The organism is Marinimicrobium sp. UBA4509, from assembly GCF_002388575.1.
Lineage (GTDB): Bacteria > Pseudomonadota > Gammaproteobacteria > Pseudomonadales > Cellvibrionaceae > Marinimicrobium > Marinimicrobium koreense.
This window is the reverse complement of sequence record NZ_DGMV01000058.1, coordinates 2,064-16,428: the sequence shown is the minus strand read 5'-3', so window position 1 is coordinate 16,428 and position 14,365 is coordinate 2,064. Positions and strand designations below refer to the sequence as shown.

Here is a 14,365-nt window from a genome sequence, read left to right as displayed (position 1 = left end):
GGTATGACCCGCATCCGCCGTTAACGAAAACGGCAGCCTCAGGGCTGCCGTTTTCGTTTCATACCATGACTGAGGATTGAGCTTACTGCTCGCCCACCCGCAATATTTTCATGGTGTTGGTGCCGCCCAACTGGTTGGAGTCACCGTTGGTGACAATCACCAGATCACCGTCACTCAGCACACCCTTGCTTTTCAGGATCTCGATCGCGCGCATATGATCCTGATGGCCCGGTGCCGAGCTGTCGGTTTCGAACGGTACCGGCTGGACACCGCGATACAGCGCCACGCGACGCTGGGTATCGATCCGTCCGGAGAAGGCGAAAATCGGCAACTGAGAACCAATGCGGGACATCAGACGCGGGGTCGCACCGGACTCGGTCAGCGAGATGATCGCCTTCACACCGCTGAGGTGGTTGGCGGTGTACATCGACGCCATGGCGATGGACTCGTCAATGGTCTGGAACTTCTGCTCCACCCGGTAGGTGCTCTGGCTGGCGCTCGGGTGCTTTTCAGCCCCCAGGATGATGCGCACCATGGCCTTGATGGTCTCTTCCGGGAAGTCGCCAGCGGCGGTTTCCGCGGACAGCATCACCGCATCGGTGCCATCAAGCACGGCGTTCGCCACGTCGAACACTTCGGCGCGGGTCGGCATCGGGTTCTTGATCATGGACTCCATCATTTGGGTCGCGGTGATCACCACCTTGTTCAGGGCACGGGAGCGCTCGATGATGCGCTTCTGTACACCAATCAGGGATTCATCACCGATCTCCACACCCAGGTCACCACGGGCGACCATGACCGCATCACTGGCTTCAATGATAGCGTCCAGGGTTTCGTCATCCGCAACCGCTTCAGCACGTTCAACTTTGGCTACCAGACCCGCACGCTCGCCACCGGCGGCCCGCATCAACTCGCGAGCCTTGTTCATGTCGTCCGCACTGCGCGGGAAAGACACGGCCAGATAGTCGACGTCGATATCCGCCGCGGTTTTGATGTCGGCCAGATCTTTTTCGGTCAGAGCCGGAGCCGACAGGCCACCGCCTTGACGGTTGATGCCCTTGTTGTTGGACAGCGGACCGGCAATACGGGTCACGCAGTACACGCGGTTGCCTTCAATTTTCTCCACTTCCAGCACCACGCGGCCATCGTCCAGCAGCAGGTTATCGCCCGGCTTACAGTCGCCTGGCAGCTCCTTGTAGTCGATACCAACCTGGTTCTGGTCTCCCTCGTCACGGCCGAGGTCCGCATCCAGAACAAACTTGTCACCAAGCTTGAGCTCGATTTTCTTGTCCTTGAAGCGTGAAATACGGATCTTCGGACCCTGCAGGTCGCCCAGCACGGCCACAAAACGGTCGTGTTTGGCGGCGATGGCGCGCACGTTTTCCGCGCGCTGTTTGTGCTCTTCCGGCGACCCGTGGGAGAAGTTCAGGCGAACGACGTTCACGCCCGCCAGAATCAGTTTTTCCAGCATTTCCGGAGCTTCAGAGGCGGGCCCCAGGGTGCTGACAATTTTGGTACGTCTTAACATAACTCTCTCTCAGTATTTATTACTTGGCTTGCATCAGCGCCAGGGTGTTATCCAACATGCGGTTGGAGAAGCCCCACTCGTTATCGTACCAGGACATGACTTTAACCCAGCGACCGTTGAAAACCTTGGTCTGCAGAGAGTCGTAGTTGGAAGAGGCCGGGTTGTGGTTGAAGTCGATGGACACCAGCGGCTCATCGCAATACTCCAGTACACCCGCCATTTCGCCTTCGGCGGCTTCCTTCATGGCGGCATTCACTTCCTCGACGGTCACGTCTTTGGAAACCAGCACGTTCAGGTCAACCAGAGAGACGTTGATGGTCGGTACACGAACCGCCATACCGTCGATCTTGCCCTTCAGTTCCGGCAGTACCAGCGCTACCGCGCGAGCGGCACCGGTTTTGGTCGGGATCATGGACTGAGTGGCCGAACGGGCGCGATAAACGTCGGTGTGATACACGTCGCTCAGGTTCTGATCGTTGGTGTAGGCGTGAATGGTGGTCATGGAGCCCTGCTCGATACCGAACTTGTCGTTCAGTACCTTGGCAACCGGCGCCAGGCAGTTGGTGGTGCAGGAGGCGTTGGAGATGATCTGGTCGGTCGCTTTCAGGGTCTTGTGGTTGACGCCGTAAACAGCGGTCGCGTCCACATCAGTACCCGGTGCGGAAATGATCACTTTCTTCGCGCCGGCTTCCAGGTGGGCACTGGCTTTTTCTTTGCTGGTGAAGATACCGGTGCACTCATACACCACGTCCACACCAAGCTCGCCCCAGGGCAACTTGCTCGGGTCACGCTCAGAGGTAATGCGAATTGCATCACCATTTACAATCATGTTCTCGCCATCGACAGATACTTCACCGGGGAATTTGCCGTGGACCGAATCGTACTTGGTCAGGTGAGCGTTCAGGTTGACGTCGCCCAGGTCGTTGATACCGACCACCTGAATGCGGTCGCGATAGTTGGATTCGTACAGCGCACGCAGCACGTTGCGGCCGATGCGGCCGTAGCCGTTGATTGCTACTTTAATGGTCATTACACATCTCCTGGTTACAATTCGGACAATCTAAAAGAGAAATTACAAACGCATTCAGGCGTGATCAGCGTGCCAGTTGGGCCGCTTCACGAGCCAGTTTTTCAATCTCGTCCCAACGCTTCTCGGCGATGAGCTCTTTGGGAGCCATCCAGGTACCCCCTACGCAGGCCACGTTGGGCAGACTCAGGTACTCGGGCGCCTTGGCGAGGTTGATGCCACCGGTCGGGCAGAAAGTGATTTGCGGCAAGGGTCCGCCAATGGATTTGACCATGGACACACCACCGGCGGATTCCGCCGGGAAAAATTTCATGTGGGTAAAGCCGTGCGCCAGCAGGTTCATGGCTTCACTGGGCGTGGCAATACCGGGCAGCAGCGGGACATCGCTGGCCTTGGCGGCTTCGATCAGCTCCGCCGTGGTGCCGGGGCTGACCAGGAACGTGGAGCCGGCTTCGACGGCTTTCTTCAGGTCGTCCGGAGTGACGATGGTTCCCGCGCCAATCACGGCGTCTTCCGGCAACGCATCGACCATGGCGCGAATCGCATCGAGCGCCACCGGGGTACGCAAGGTGATTTCGAGTACCTTCAGGCCGCCGTTGTACAGTGCCTGAGCCAGCGGTACCGCATCTTCCAGGCGCTCCACGACCATCACGGGAATGACCGGAGCCACCTGAACAATTTTATCGATACTTAATGCCACTATGCTTTCCTCTTGATTCGGTAACTGGGTTGATTCAATACGAGCGATCCCGGGAGCGACGCCTCAGGGAGCCCAATACAGTGTCACTGGCACTTTGTTCTGACGCAGAACGGCACGAATCGGCATATCGCCCACCGGACCTTCACCTTGCGCGGCACGCAGGGCCTGCAATTTTTCTTCGCCAGTGATCAGCAGAACCAGACGACGGGAATTGACGATACCCGCCAGGCTCAGGGTCATACGCTCAGTGTACTCACCGGTCACTTCACTCTGGTGCGCGGTAATCGCCGAACACAGTGAATCGGTGGTCAGCGCTTCCTCAAGCCCTTCGGCGTTGGGGAACAGGGACGCGGTATGACCGTCCGGCCCCATACCCAGAATGGTGAGATCGAACGGCTGGGCCAGCTTCTGATAGGCCTGCTCGCAGGCGGCGAGGCCTTCGGCGGCAGTTTCCGCCGAGTTCTTCATGCCCAGAAACGGCGCCTGACCGGCAGCGTGTTGCAGAAGATTTTTCTGCACAAACGTCTCGTTGCTTTTGGCGTGGCCCGGCTCGACCCAACGCTCATCTACCAAGGCCACCTGGATCCGTTTCCAGTCCAGAGCGATCTGGCTCAGTCGCTGATACAGGGGCGCCGGAGAGCTGCCACCGGACACCAGGAAACTGGCCTGATCACGCTCTTTCAGCGCCTCGTCCAGTACCGCCACGCAATCTTCCTGCAACGCCGCCAACAGGGCTTCGCGGCTGTCAAAAATCTTTTCGTCCAACATCAGTCCTGATCCTCCGTCAGCAGCTCATCCATGTTGAACCAACTGCGACCATCGCCGGACAGCAGCTCCTCGGACGCTTCGGGGCCCCAGGAACCAGCCGGGTACGCCATGGGCTTGTTTTCCGGGCGCTGCCAGGCTTCGATGATCGGGTCCACCCAGCCCCAGGCCGCGTCCACTTCCGCGCGGTGAATGAACAGGCTCGGGTCACCGGCGGCGGCATCCAGCATTAGGCGCTTGTAGGCGTCACTGACAAAGTGCTTGTACTTCTCGGCCAGGTTCAGGTTCAACACCACCGGCGTCAGCTCGGTTTCGTGCTTTTCCAGGTTCTTGGACATCAGCACCATCTGGATGCTTTCTTCCGGTTGCAGACGGATCACCAGACGGTTCGGCGTTACTCCGCCGGCCGACTCGGGATACACCTCGTGGGAGACGTCTTTGTACTGAATGACGATTTCAGCAAAACGCTCTTTCAGTCGCTTACCAGTGCGCAGATAGAACGGCACTTTCGACCAGCGCCAGTTATCGATGTGCGCGCGAATGGCAACAAAGGTCTCGGTATTGCTGTCTTTGCCCAGCTCGTCCAGGTAACCGGGTACCGCTTTGCCATCCATCTCGCCCGCCGCGTATTGGCCGCGCACGGTATGCCACTTGACCGCATCACCCTGGAGTGCCCGCAGGGACTCCAGCACCTTGATCTTCTCGGAGCGGATGCTGTCGGCGGTCAGCTTGTTGGGCGACTCCATGGCCACCAGGCAGAGCAACTGCAGCAGGTGGTTCTGGACCATATCGCGCATGGCACCGGCGTCGTCGTAGAAGCTCGCGCGCCCTTCCAGGCCCACGGTTTCGCACAGGCTGATCTGCACATGGTCAATGGTTTTGGCATCCCACAGATGCTCGAAGATGCCATTGGCGAAACGCAGTGTCAGAAGGTTCTGAACCGCTTCCTTACCGAGGTAGTGATCGATCCGGTAAATGGACTTCTCGTCGAAGTATTCGCCAATTTCGGTATTGATCGCATCGGCCGACGCAGCGTCGTAACCCAGCGGCTTCTCCACCACCACGCGGGTGGTCGGGCTGATCAGGTCGCTTTCGGAAATGTGCTTACAGCAGACACCGAATACGCTCGGAGGCGTCGACAGGTAGAAAACGCGATTGTCGTTTCCGGACTTGAGGATTTCCGCCATTTTGTCCCAGTGCTCATCCCGGGAAGAGATGTCGAGGAACAGCGGGTGGATCATTTTCGCGAAACGATCCCAGGTTTCAGCCACAAACTCGCCTTTGCGCAGGTGCTGTTCGGCGGCAGCGCGAACCTTATCCTGGTACTCGGCCACGGCTTCCTGACGACGGCAGGTACCGAAAATGCGAGTGCCCTCAGGCAACTCGTCATTGCAATAGGCGCGATACAGGCCCGGGATCAGTTTGCGCAGCGCCAGGTCACCGGCACCACCAAAAATCACAAAATCAAATGCTTTCAGCATGGACTAAAACCTTGTGTTCTGTATTTGCGGTTATACATTGAGCCCGGCACGATCACCGGGCTCGAACGCTCTCACTACCAACGGAAGACGGTGGCTCCCTCTTCGGCCAGGCCGACTTCGGCACGCAGGGGGGCAAACAGCTCGCGGCCCATGCCATAGTGGCTGTTGGATATGTCGGTCTGCTCCGGCTGACGGCTGGCCAGTTCCTCTTCGGAAACCAGCAGCTCCAGCTTGCCTGCATCGGCATCCAGCTCAATCATGTCGCCATCGCGCACCAGCGAGATGGGGCCGCCATCGAGCGCCTCGGGGGTCAGGTGGATGGCCGCGGGGATTTTACCAGAGGCACCGGACATCCTGCCATCGGTGACCAGCGCGACCTTGAAGCCGCGGTCCTGGAGCACGCCCAGCGGCGGAGTCAGCTTGTGCAACTCCGGCATACCATTGGCTTTCGGGCCCTGGAAACGCACCACGGCAACGAAATCCCGGTCCAGCTCGCCGGCTTTGAACGCCGCCTGGAGGTCTTCCTGACGGTAGAACACCCGTGCAGGCGCCTTGACCTTACGATTCTCGGGCTTGACTGCGGACACTTTGATGACACAGCGGCCCAGGTTGCCCTTGAGCAGCGCCATGCCGCCGGTTTTGCTGAAGGCACTACCGGCCGGGCGCAGGACGTCCTCATCCAGGCTCTTCTCCGGCGCATCGCGCCATTCGATCTTGTCGCCCTCCAGGAACGGCTCCTTGGCGAAGTGGGACATACCCTTACCCATGATGGTGGTCACATCCTCGTGCATCAGCCCTTCGCTGAGCAGGCTGCGGATCAGGAAGCCCATGCCCCCCACTGCCTGGAAGCGGTTCACATCCGCCAGACCGTTGGGGTAGACACGGCACATCAGTGGGATGATTTCGGACAGGTCGGCCATATCCTGCCAATCGATGATCACGCCAGCGGCCCGGGCGATAGCGGTCAGGTGGATGGTGTGGTTGGTCGAACCACCGGTAGCCAGTAGGCCGATAATGCCGTTGACCACGGCTTTCTCGTCGATCACATCGGCAATCGGCGTGTACTGATCGCCACCCTGGGTCAGTTTCACCAGTTGGTTGGTCGCCTCGGTGGTCAGCGCATCGCGCATCCCGGTGCCCGGGTTCACGAAGGAGCTGCCCGGCAACTGCATGCCCATCATTTCCATCAGCATCTGGTTGCTGTTGGCGGTGCCGTAGAAGGTACAGGTACCGGGGCTGTGATAGGAATCCATTTCCGCCTTGAGCAGCTCTTTACGGCCCACTTTACCCTCGGCAAACAGCTGGCGGACTTTCACTTTTTCCGAATTGGGCAGACCGGAAGGCATGGGCCCCGCCGGCACAAAAACGGTAGGCAGATGGCCGAACGACAGCGAGCCGATCATCAGGCCGGGCACGATCTTGTCGCAAATGCCCAGGCAGTGCACGGCATCAAACATGTCGTGGGACAGGGAGACAGCGGTGGACATGGCGATCACGTCGCGACTGAACAGCGACAGATCCATACCATCCCGCCCCTGGGTAACCCCGTCACACATGGCGGGCACGCCACCGGCGACCTGGGCGGTCACACCGTTGGCGAGAGCGGCCGTTTTGATTTTCTCGGGGTAATCAACGTAGGGCTGGTGCGCCGACAGCATGTCGTTGTAGGCGGTCACGATCCCGATATTGGGCGCGCCGGTATCCATCAGCTGCTGTTTCTCTTTCTCGGAAGAGGCAGCAAATCCGTGAGCCAGGTTGCCACAGGACAGGCGCTGGCGGGAGGGGCCATCATTGCGCATCGCATTGACGCGCTCAACGTAGGCCGCCCGGGTATCTCGGCTTCGGTCGATGATCCGCTGGGTAATATCGGAGAGTCTTTTGTGAGTCATTTCAGCACCATTGATTACTTTACATCCAGCCAGACGCCCTCGCCCCGCCACCCGCGGGAGCGATTTATCGGGTCGGACGGCCTGCCCCGGGCGCTGTCACCCCGCTTGCGGGTGGGCTGATCCGGCGTTGGGGGCCGGACAGCACCAGGGGGACGGCACCATGGTCAGTCCGCCAAGGGCCAGTCCGCCAAGCCTCGTCTGACTTGCTATATTCACGGTCTAATGCTCCTCAGGGCTCATCCGATACATTGCCGGACAATACTCCCGAGGCTCTCTCACACGTCTCCGTGCAGCGGTTATAAATGATTTTGCCGCCAGAGACCCAGGGTCGCTGGCGGCCGTACTGTTTCCGCTGTTACTTTGCTTGTTTGTAGTAGTTTATCAGACTGCGGGTCGAGGCATCATGTTTGTCGCTCACCTCGGCGCCGTCTGCCAGTTCCGGCTGGATACCGGCGGCCAACACCTTACCCAGCTCCACACCCCACTGATCGAAGGAGTGAATCTGCCAGATGATGCCCTGGGTGAAGATCTTGTGCTCGTACAGTGCAATCAGGGCGCCCAGAGAGCGCGGCGTCACCTTGTCCATCAACAGGGTGTTGGTCGGGCGATTGCCACGGTGCACCTTGTGGGCCACGATTTCTTCAATCCGCGCCTCATCCATACCCTTGGCCTTGAGGTCCGCACGCACCTGATCGGCGTCGATGCCCTTCATCAGCGCCTCGGTTTGCGCGAACATATTGGCCATCAGCGCATCGTGATGTCCTTCCACTTCAATGGTGGGCTTCACCGAGCCAATAAAGTCGGCGGGGATGATGTCGGTTCCCTGGTGCAGGAACTGATAGAAGGCGTGCTGGCCGTTAATGCCCACCTCGCCCCAGATCAGCGGCACGCTGCCGTAGGTCAGGGTCTCACCTTCCCAGTTGACCGACTTGCCGTTGCTTTCCATTTCGGCCTGTTGCATGTAGGCCGGGAAGCGGTGCAGGCACTGGTCGTAAGGCAGCAGGGCATGGGAGGGATAACCGAGGAAGTTGCGGTTCCAGATACCGACCAGGGCCAGCATGACCGGGGCGTTTTCCGCCAAGGGGGCTTCGCAGAAGTGGCGATCCATTTCATAGGCGCCCTGCAGCAACTCCTCAAAGGCATCAAAGCCCTGTTGCAACGCGATGGGCAGCCCGATGGTGGACCAGAGCGAGAAACGACCGCCGACCCAGTCCCACATTTCAAAGATGTTTTTCTCCGCTACACCGAACTCCACGGCCTTCTTCACATTGGACGATACGGCCACGAAATGCTGGCTGGTCGTGGACTCGGAACCGCCGCCTTTGAGGAACCAGGCCCGGGCGGTGTTCGCGTTGGTGATGGTTTCCAGCGTGGTAAAGGTCTTGGAGGCCACGATAAACAGGGTGGTTTCGGGATTGACCCGCTCCAGCACCTGGGCGATCTGGAAACCGTCCACGTTCGAGACGTAGTGGGTGCGCAGCGTATCGTCGCTGTAGGCGCTCAGCGCTTCGGTGACCATCAGCGGCCCGAGGTTGGAACCACCAATGCCGATGCTGACAATATCGGTGATCGACTTGCCGGAAAAACCTTTCCACTCGCCGGAGCGCACGCTGGTGACCAGCTCGCGCATATGATTCAGCTCGCGCTCTACCTGAGGGCGAACATCCTTGCCGTCCACCATGATCGGCTTGCCCGACTTGTCCCGCAGCGCCACGTGCATGACCGCACGATCTTCGGTCCGGTTGATGTGCTCACCGCCGAACATGCGATTGCGCCAATCCGCCACCTTGGACTCTTCCGCCAATGTCAGCAGCCCCTTACGGGTCTCTTCGGTGATCAGATTCTTGGAATAATCAAACAGGATGTGGGGAGCGCGAATAGAGAAGTTGTCGAACCGGGACTGATCCTCGGCAAACAGAGATTTGAGCTCCCGCTGACGCAGGGTATCGGCATGCTGTGCCAGGGATTGCCAACTCGGTAACTGGGTAGGACTTGCCATGTATCGACCTCATTTTTCCGCAGAGCGGGTCACTTGTGTTGGAAGCAATTGTGGTTTTTTGGCGGCGTCCGGTGCATCAGGTCGCCTGCCCGCCCAACCGCCGCTTCGGTTGACCGACGCGAAAGACTGCGTAGGTATTTAGCGATGACACCGCCGCTGCGCCGGGTGTCAAAGGTGCCGATTGAGCGCTGCAAAGCACCGCCGCCTCTGGCCTGGCGAGAAATTGAGCGTGCTTCAAAAAGGCAGGCATAATAAGCACTTAGGGTGAAAAAGTCAATTTGAGCGGCTTTCCAGCGCTGGTCTCACAGGGTAAGCTGGCTTATTTGTCGAGGCCGAGTTTGCGCCATGTTCCCATCCGCTGACGTTCACTCCACCCCGCCGCTGGGAATCATTGAAGGTTTCTTCGGTCGCACCTGGTCCTGGGCGGCCCGGACCGACATGGTCCACTTCCTGGCCCGACAGGGTTACGATTTTTACCTCTATGCCCCGAAAGCGGACCCCCACCTGCGCCGCCACTGGCAGACACCCTGGCCGGAAGACGAATGGCGGGCCCTGTGCGCGCTACGCGACACCTGCCGGGCGCAGGGTATCCGCTTTGGAGTAGGACTCAGCCCCCTGGAGCTCTACCGGGAGCCCTGGCCGCAGAGCCGGAAGGCCCTGACACGGAAACTCCAGGCGCTGAACCGCCTCGAACCGGACCTGATGGGACTGTTGTTCGACGATATGCGCGGCGACCTGCCCGAGCTGGCTGAACGCCAGGTATCCCTGGCCCATGTCGCGGCCGAGGCCAGCACCGCCGAGCATCTGATCCTCTGCCCGACCTATTACAGCTTTGACCCCGTTCTGGAGAAGGTTTTCGGAGCGCGTCCGGCCGGCTACTGGGAGCATCTCGGGCAGAACCTCGATCCGTCGATCGACCTGTTCTGGACCGGGCAGGAAGTCTGCTCCCGGACCTACCCCGATGACCACCTCACCCAAGTCAGCCAATACCTGCAGCGGCGCCCCTTTCTCTGGGACAATTACCCGGTCAATGACAGTGCGAGCCTGAGCCCCTATTTGCGCCTGGACGCCTACCCTGCCAGCCATGCCAGACTGAGCGGACAGGTCGCGGGCCACGCGGTAAACCCGATGAACCAAGCCTACCTGTCGCAGATTCCGCTACACTCCCTGCCGGAAGCCTACCGGGCAGGCGGCGACTACCGGCCGGAGGCGGCGTTCATGAGCGCGACCCGGGCCTGCACCCCGCCCGAGCTGGCCAGACACCTGATCGCCGACCGGGCACTGCTGCAGGAACGAGGGCTGAATGCGCTCACCGACGCCGAGCGACGCGGCCTGGAAGACCGCTATCAACCCTTCGCCGAGACGGGACAACCTCACGCCCGGGAATTACTGGACTGGCTCAACGGCGGCTATGCGTTTGACCCGGCGTGCCTGACCGATTGACTAGTGGTCCATGCGGCTAATTCTGTAGCTTTCAGAGCTTCTGTGCTGGCGCGAATCAAGGCGCGTTTTGCAGGCAAGGGTGGCTCCCTTGTCAAGAAACGCAACGACGAGTCGCGCCAGCACAGAAGCTCCCGAAGGGCCGCCACACAAGCGCCGTGGGCGGTGTTGCGCTCGCTTGAATTGGCCACGGCCAGTCCTGCGCTCGCGCGCCTTGCCCACGACGCTTGTGTGACGGCTGAAAGTTACAGCATTAGCCGCATGGACCACTAGACCCCATCAACCCACAAGACACACTGACCACAGCAGAGTGTTAAACTGTAAATAGTCAAAACGACTAATTATGGGCGGCGATCCCGCCCATCACGATGTATCGCAAACACAGGAGCGACTATGCAGACGAGAAAACTCGGCAACAGCGAACTGGTATTGAGCGAAGTGGGCCTGGGCTGCTGGCAGCTCGGTGGCGACTTCGGCCCGATCACCGCCGACACCGTCGAAGCCATCCTTCAGACCGCTCTGGACGAAGGCATCACCTTCTTTGATACCGCCGATGTGTACGGCGGCGGTGCCAGCGAAACCTACCTGGGCCAACACCTGGCCAACCGCAACCCCAAGCCGGTCATTGCCACCAAATACGGCCGCGGCGACGGCGCCTACCCCGACGGTTACTCCCTGACCCACATGCAGGACTCGGTCAAGCGCGCCCAGGACCGACTGAAGACCGACACCCTGGACCTGCTGCAACTGCACTGTGTGCCCACCGAAGTCATGCGCCGCGGCGAAATCTTCGACTGGCTGCGCCGACTGCAGCAGGACGGTCAGATCCGCTATTTCGGTGCCAGCGTGGAAACCGTTGAAGAGGGGCTGATCTGTGCCGAGCACGATGACCTGACCTCACTGCAGGTCATCTTCAACATCTTCCGCCAGAAACTGCTCGACGAACTGCTGCCCCGGGCCGAAGACAAGGGCATCGGCATTATCGTTCGCTTGCCCCTGGCTAGCGGCATGCTGAGCGGCAAGTTCACCGAGAACACCCAGTTCGACAAAACCGACCACCGGAACTTCAACCGCGATGGCGACGCCTTCAATGTGGGCGAGACCTTTGCGGGCATTCCCTTTGAAACCGGCGTCAAACTGGTGCGCGAACTGGAAGGCATGGTACCCGAGGGTTACACCATGGCGCAGATGGCCATGCGCTGGATTCTAGACCAGCCCGCGGTCACCAGCATCATCCCCGGTTCCAGCTCGGCTCAGCAGGTGCGGGAAAACGCCAAAGTCAGTGCGCTCAAGCCCCTGGAAGACGGGTTGCATGAAGACCTGTATCGGTTCTATCAGGACCAGGTACAGCAGCACATTCGCGGCGCCTACTGATCGCACCATTCCGCCATCGGGCCCGGCCAGCGCCGGGCCCGATGGTCTCAAGACAGCTGATTTTTAACGGCTTTTCTGCTAGCGTGAGCGCCTTTCCACTCCACTCACGTAACTTCTGAAGGGCCCGCATGTCCAGTTCCAATCCCTCCAGTTCCAACCTCTCCAGCCCACTCAGCGCCGAACAGATTCTGGAGATCGACCGTCAGCACGTCTGGCATCCCTACTCCTCGTTTCTGAACCCGACTCCTGTGTTCCCTGTGCAACGGGCCGAGGGCGTATACCTGCACCTGTCCGACGGCCGAAAGCTGGTGGACGGCATGTCCTCCTGGTGGTGTCAGCTTCACGGCTACAACCACCCGCGCCTGAATCAGGCCATTCAGGAACAGCTGGAGCAGATGGCGCACGTGATGTTCGGCGGTCTGACCCACGAGCCCGGCGTCACCCTGGCCAAACGACTGGTGGAGTTGACCCCGGAAGGCCTGAACAAAGTGTTCCTGGCCGACTCCGGCTCGGTTTCGGTGGAAGTCTCTCTGAAAATGGCCATGCAGTTCTGGCAATCCCAGGGACGCCCGGACAAGCACCGTTTTCTGGCTCTGCGGCGCGGTTACCACGGCGACACCTTCGGCGCCATGTCGGTATGTGACCCGGTGACCGGCATGCACCAGCTATTCAGTCACACCCTGGCACAACAACTGTTTGCCCCCCAGCCAGAGTGCGACATTGATGAACTCTGGGACGAGCGCCATATTGCGGACTTTGAAGCCCTGCTGGTGACGCACAAAGACGAGCTCGCAGCAGTCATTCTCGAGCCCATCGTGCAGGGCGCGGGCGGCATGCGCTTTTATTCCCCCGACTACCTGCGCCGGGTGCGCGAACTGTGTGATGAACACGATGTGCTTTTGATTGCCGATGAAATCGCCACCGGCTTTGGTCGCACCGGCAAGCTGTTCGCCTGCGAGCACGCCGGCATCAGCCCCGACATTCTGTGCCTGGGCAAGGGGCTCACCGGCGGTTATATGACTCTGGCGGCCACGCTGTGTAACGATAAAGTCAGCGATGGCATCTGCCGGGGCGAAGCCGGGGTGTTTATGCACGGACCCACTTTCATGGGCAATCCGCTGGCCTGTTCGGTGGCCAATGCCAGCATCGACCTGTTGCTGGACAGCGACTGGCAGGGACAGGTTGGGCGTATTGAAGCTCAGTTGAAAGAGGAGCTGGGGGCGTGTCGGAATTTACCGGCGGTGGCCGATGTGCGGGTGTTGGGCGCGATTGGTGTGGTGGAGTTGCACGAGCCGGTGGATATGGCGAAGGTGCAACCGCGGTTTGTTGAGGAAGGGATTTGGGTACGGCCCTTCGGCAAGTTGGTGTACATCATGCCGCCGTTTGTGAGCACGCCAGAGGAGTTGCGGCAATTGACCAAAGGAATTTATAACGTAGTGGCGGAGTTGAATTAAGCTTGGGTAACGGCGGATGCGGCCTTCGGCCTTATCCGCCCTACGCATGACTATACCGCTGCGCTCGGCCGTAGGGCGGATAAGCGCGTAGCGCGCATCCGCCGTTACCCAACCCGCAATCTTGGTCAAATATCAACCAACACAAAAAATTCCCGGATAACCCACGGAAACCCCTAGGATTTTTTCGGCGATTCCTTTAGAATTCGCTCCTCTTCAAGCAAGGCGCGATAGCAAAGCGGTTATGCCCCGGATTGCAAATCCGGTTAGGCCGGTTCGACTCCGGCTCGCGCCTCCAACTTTCCCTTCTTGATGCCGCTCAGTTTTTAAGCCCGGGTGGTGGAATTGGTAGACACAGCAGACTTAAAATCTGCCGACTATTGCAGTCGTGCCGGTTCAATTCCGGCTCCGGGCACCACCTAGACTGGTAGACGCTGTACAGGATGTACGAGTGCCGTGAAGGGCAGGACGCCCGAGAACGGCCACACAAGACTTAAAATCTTGAGATCGTAAGATCGTGCGGGTTCAAGTCCCGCTCCCGGCACCATTTATTCTCGCGGAATTAGTAGCACTCTGACGTCGGATTACGCGATGCGGTGGACCGATCCGACCTACATCAATCGATGGTCAAAAGTAGCACTGAGGTTCGGCGCGGGGTATACCGCTTCGAGACTCTCTGAGGCATGGATGCCGATGAGAAGCCCCCATGGA

Annotated in this window: 11 protein-coding genes and 2 tRNA genes; 6 read left to right on the top strand and 7 right to left on the bottom strand. The window is 59.6% G+C overall.

Features of this window, described 5'->3' with window-relative positions:
• Positions 1-82: 82 nt before the first annotated feature.
• The 6 genes from pyk to edd form a co-directional block, all read right to left on the bottom strand.
• The gene (gene pyk / locus B3520_RS11230; protein WP_123637048.1) at positions 83-1,528 is read right to left on the bottom strand and encodes a pyruvate kinase; all 1,446 of its coding nucleotides are present in this window, start codon (positions 1,526-1,528) and stop codon (positions 83-85) included.
• Positions 1,529-1,547: 19 nt separating this feature from the next.
• Entirely contained in the window at positions 1,548-2,558 is a 1,011-nt protein-coding gene (gene gap, locus B3520_RS11225; RefSeq protein ID WP_286806663.1) for a type I glyceraldehyde-3-phosphate dehydrogenase, read from the bottom strand.
• 64 nt (positions 2,559-2,622) lie between these two features.
• The gene (locus B3520_RS11220) at positions 2,623-3,255 is read right to left on the bottom strand and encodes a bifunctional 4-hydroxy-2-oxoglutarate aldolase/2-dehydro-3-deoxy-phosphogluconate aldolase (protein WP_024459775.1); all 633 of its coding nucleotides are present in this window, start codon (positions 3,253-3,255) and stop codon (positions 2,623-2,625) included.
• Positions 3,256-3,318: 63 nt separating this feature from the next.
• Positions 3,319-4,023 (bottom strand): 6-phosphogluconolactonase, encoded by a 705-nt coding sequence (pgl, locus tag B3520_RS11215; protein WP_024459774.1) that lies wholly within the window; start codon positions 4,021-4,023, stop codon positions 3,319-3,321.
• Positions 4,023-5,501, bottom strand: a complete 1,479-nt coding sequence (gene zwf / locus B3520_RS11210) for a glucose-6-phosphate dehydrogenase (RefSeq protein WP_123637045.1) — start codon at positions 5,499-5,501, stop codon at positions 4,023-4,025. Before zwf ends, pgl begins: the two co-directional genes overlap by 1 nt.
• A 74-nt stretch (positions 5,502-5,575) precedes the next feature.
• Positions 5,576-7,390 carry a phosphogluconate dehydratase gene (gene edd / locus B3520_RS11205; RefSeq protein WP_286876067.1) on the bottom strand — a complete coding sequence of 605 codons (1,815 nt, stop codon included), beginning with the start codon at positions 7,388-7,390 and terminating at the stop codon, positions 5,576-5,578.
• Between edd and B3520_RS11200 the strand changes: the two genes are divergently transcribed.
• Positions 7,382-7,510, top strand: a complete 129-nt coding sequence (locus tag B3520_RS11200) for a hypothetical protein (RefSeq protein WP_286876065.1) — start codon at positions 7,382-7,384, stop codon at positions 7,508-7,510. The genes edd and B3520_RS11200 overlap by 9 nt on opposite strands.
• Before the next feature lie 235 nt (positions 7,511-7,745).
• On the opposite strand, the gene pgi is transcribed toward B3520_RS11200, so the two are convergent.
• On the bottom strand, positions 7,746-9,389 hold the full coding sequence (gene pgi, locus B3520_RS11195; protein WP_286876063.1) for a glucose-6-phosphate isomerase: 1,644 nt from the start codon (positions 9,387-9,389) through the stop codon (positions 7,746-7,748).
• A 345-nt stretch (positions 9,390-9,734) separates the two neighbouring features.
• Here pgi and B3520_RS11190 point away from each other — a divergent pair, with 345 nt between their 5' ends.
• From B3520_RS11190 to B3520_RS11170, 5 genes are all read left to right on the top strand, one after another.
• Complete coding sequence (locus tag B3520_RS11190) at positions 9,735-10,832, top strand: beta-N-acetylglucosaminidase domain-containing protein (RefSeq protein ID WP_286876061.1); 1,098 nt, start codon at positions 9,735-9,737, stop codon at positions 10,830-10,832.
• A gap of 390 nt (positions 10,833-11,222) precedes the next feature.
• A complete protein-coding gene (locus B3520_RS11185) occupies positions 11,223-12,203 on the top strand; it encodes an aldo/keto reductase (protein ID WP_286806672.1) in 981 nt (326 codons plus the stop codon).
• A gap of 128 nt (positions 12,204-12,331) precedes the next feature.
• Positions 12,332-13,657, top strand: coding sequence for an adenosylmethionine--8-amino-7-oxononanoate transaminase (gene bioA, locus B3520_RS11180; RefSeq protein WP_286806673.1), 1,326 nt, complete (start codon positions 12,332-12,334; stop codon positions 13,655-13,657).
• A gap of 221 nt (positions 13,658-13,878) precedes the next feature.
• Positions 13,879-13,952: transfer RNA gene (locus B3520_RS11175), tRNA-Cys, on the top strand.
• 32 nt (positions 13,953-13,984) lie between these two features.
• Positions 13,985-14,072, top strand: a tRNA-Leu gene (locus B3520_RS11170).
• Positions 14,073-14,365: the final 293 nt, after the last annotated feature.

Bases quoted from the DNA above. Each gene is read 5' to 3' on its own strand.
- pyk (WP_123637048.1), bottom strand. From the start codon at position 1,528: ATGTTAAGACGTACCAAAATTGTCAGCACCCTGGGGCCCGCCTCTGAA.
- gap (WP_286806663.1), bottom strand. From the start codon at position 2,558: ATGACCATTAAAGTAGCAATCAACGGCTACGGCCGCATCGGCCGCAAC.
- pgl (WP_024459774.1), bottom strand. From the start codon at position 4,023: ATGTTGGACGAAAAGATTTTTGACAGCCGCGAAGCCCTGTTGGCGGCG.
- zwf (WP_123637045.1), bottom strand. From the start codon at position 5,501: ATGCTGAAAGCATTTGATTTTGTGATTTTTGGTGGTGCCGGTGACCTG.
- edd (WP_286876067.1), bottom strand. From the start codon at position 7,390: ATGACTCACAAAAGACTCTCCGATATTACCCAGCGGATCATCGACCGA.
- pgi (WP_286876063.1), bottom strand. From the start codon at position 9,389: ATGGCAAGTCCTACCCAGTTACCGAGTTGGCAATCCCTGGCACAGCAT.
- B3520_RS11190 (WP_286876061.1), top strand. From the start codon at position 9,735: ATGTTCCCATCCGCTGACGTTCACTCCACCCCGCCGCTGGGAATCATT.
- B3520_RS11185 (WP_286806672.1), top strand. From the start codon at position 11,223: ATGCAGACGAGAAAACTCGGCAACAGCGAACTGGTATTGAGCGAAGTG.
- bioA (WP_286806673.1), top strand. From the start codon at position 12,332: ATGTCCAGTTCCAATCCCTCCAGTTCCAACCTCTCCAGCCCACTCAGC.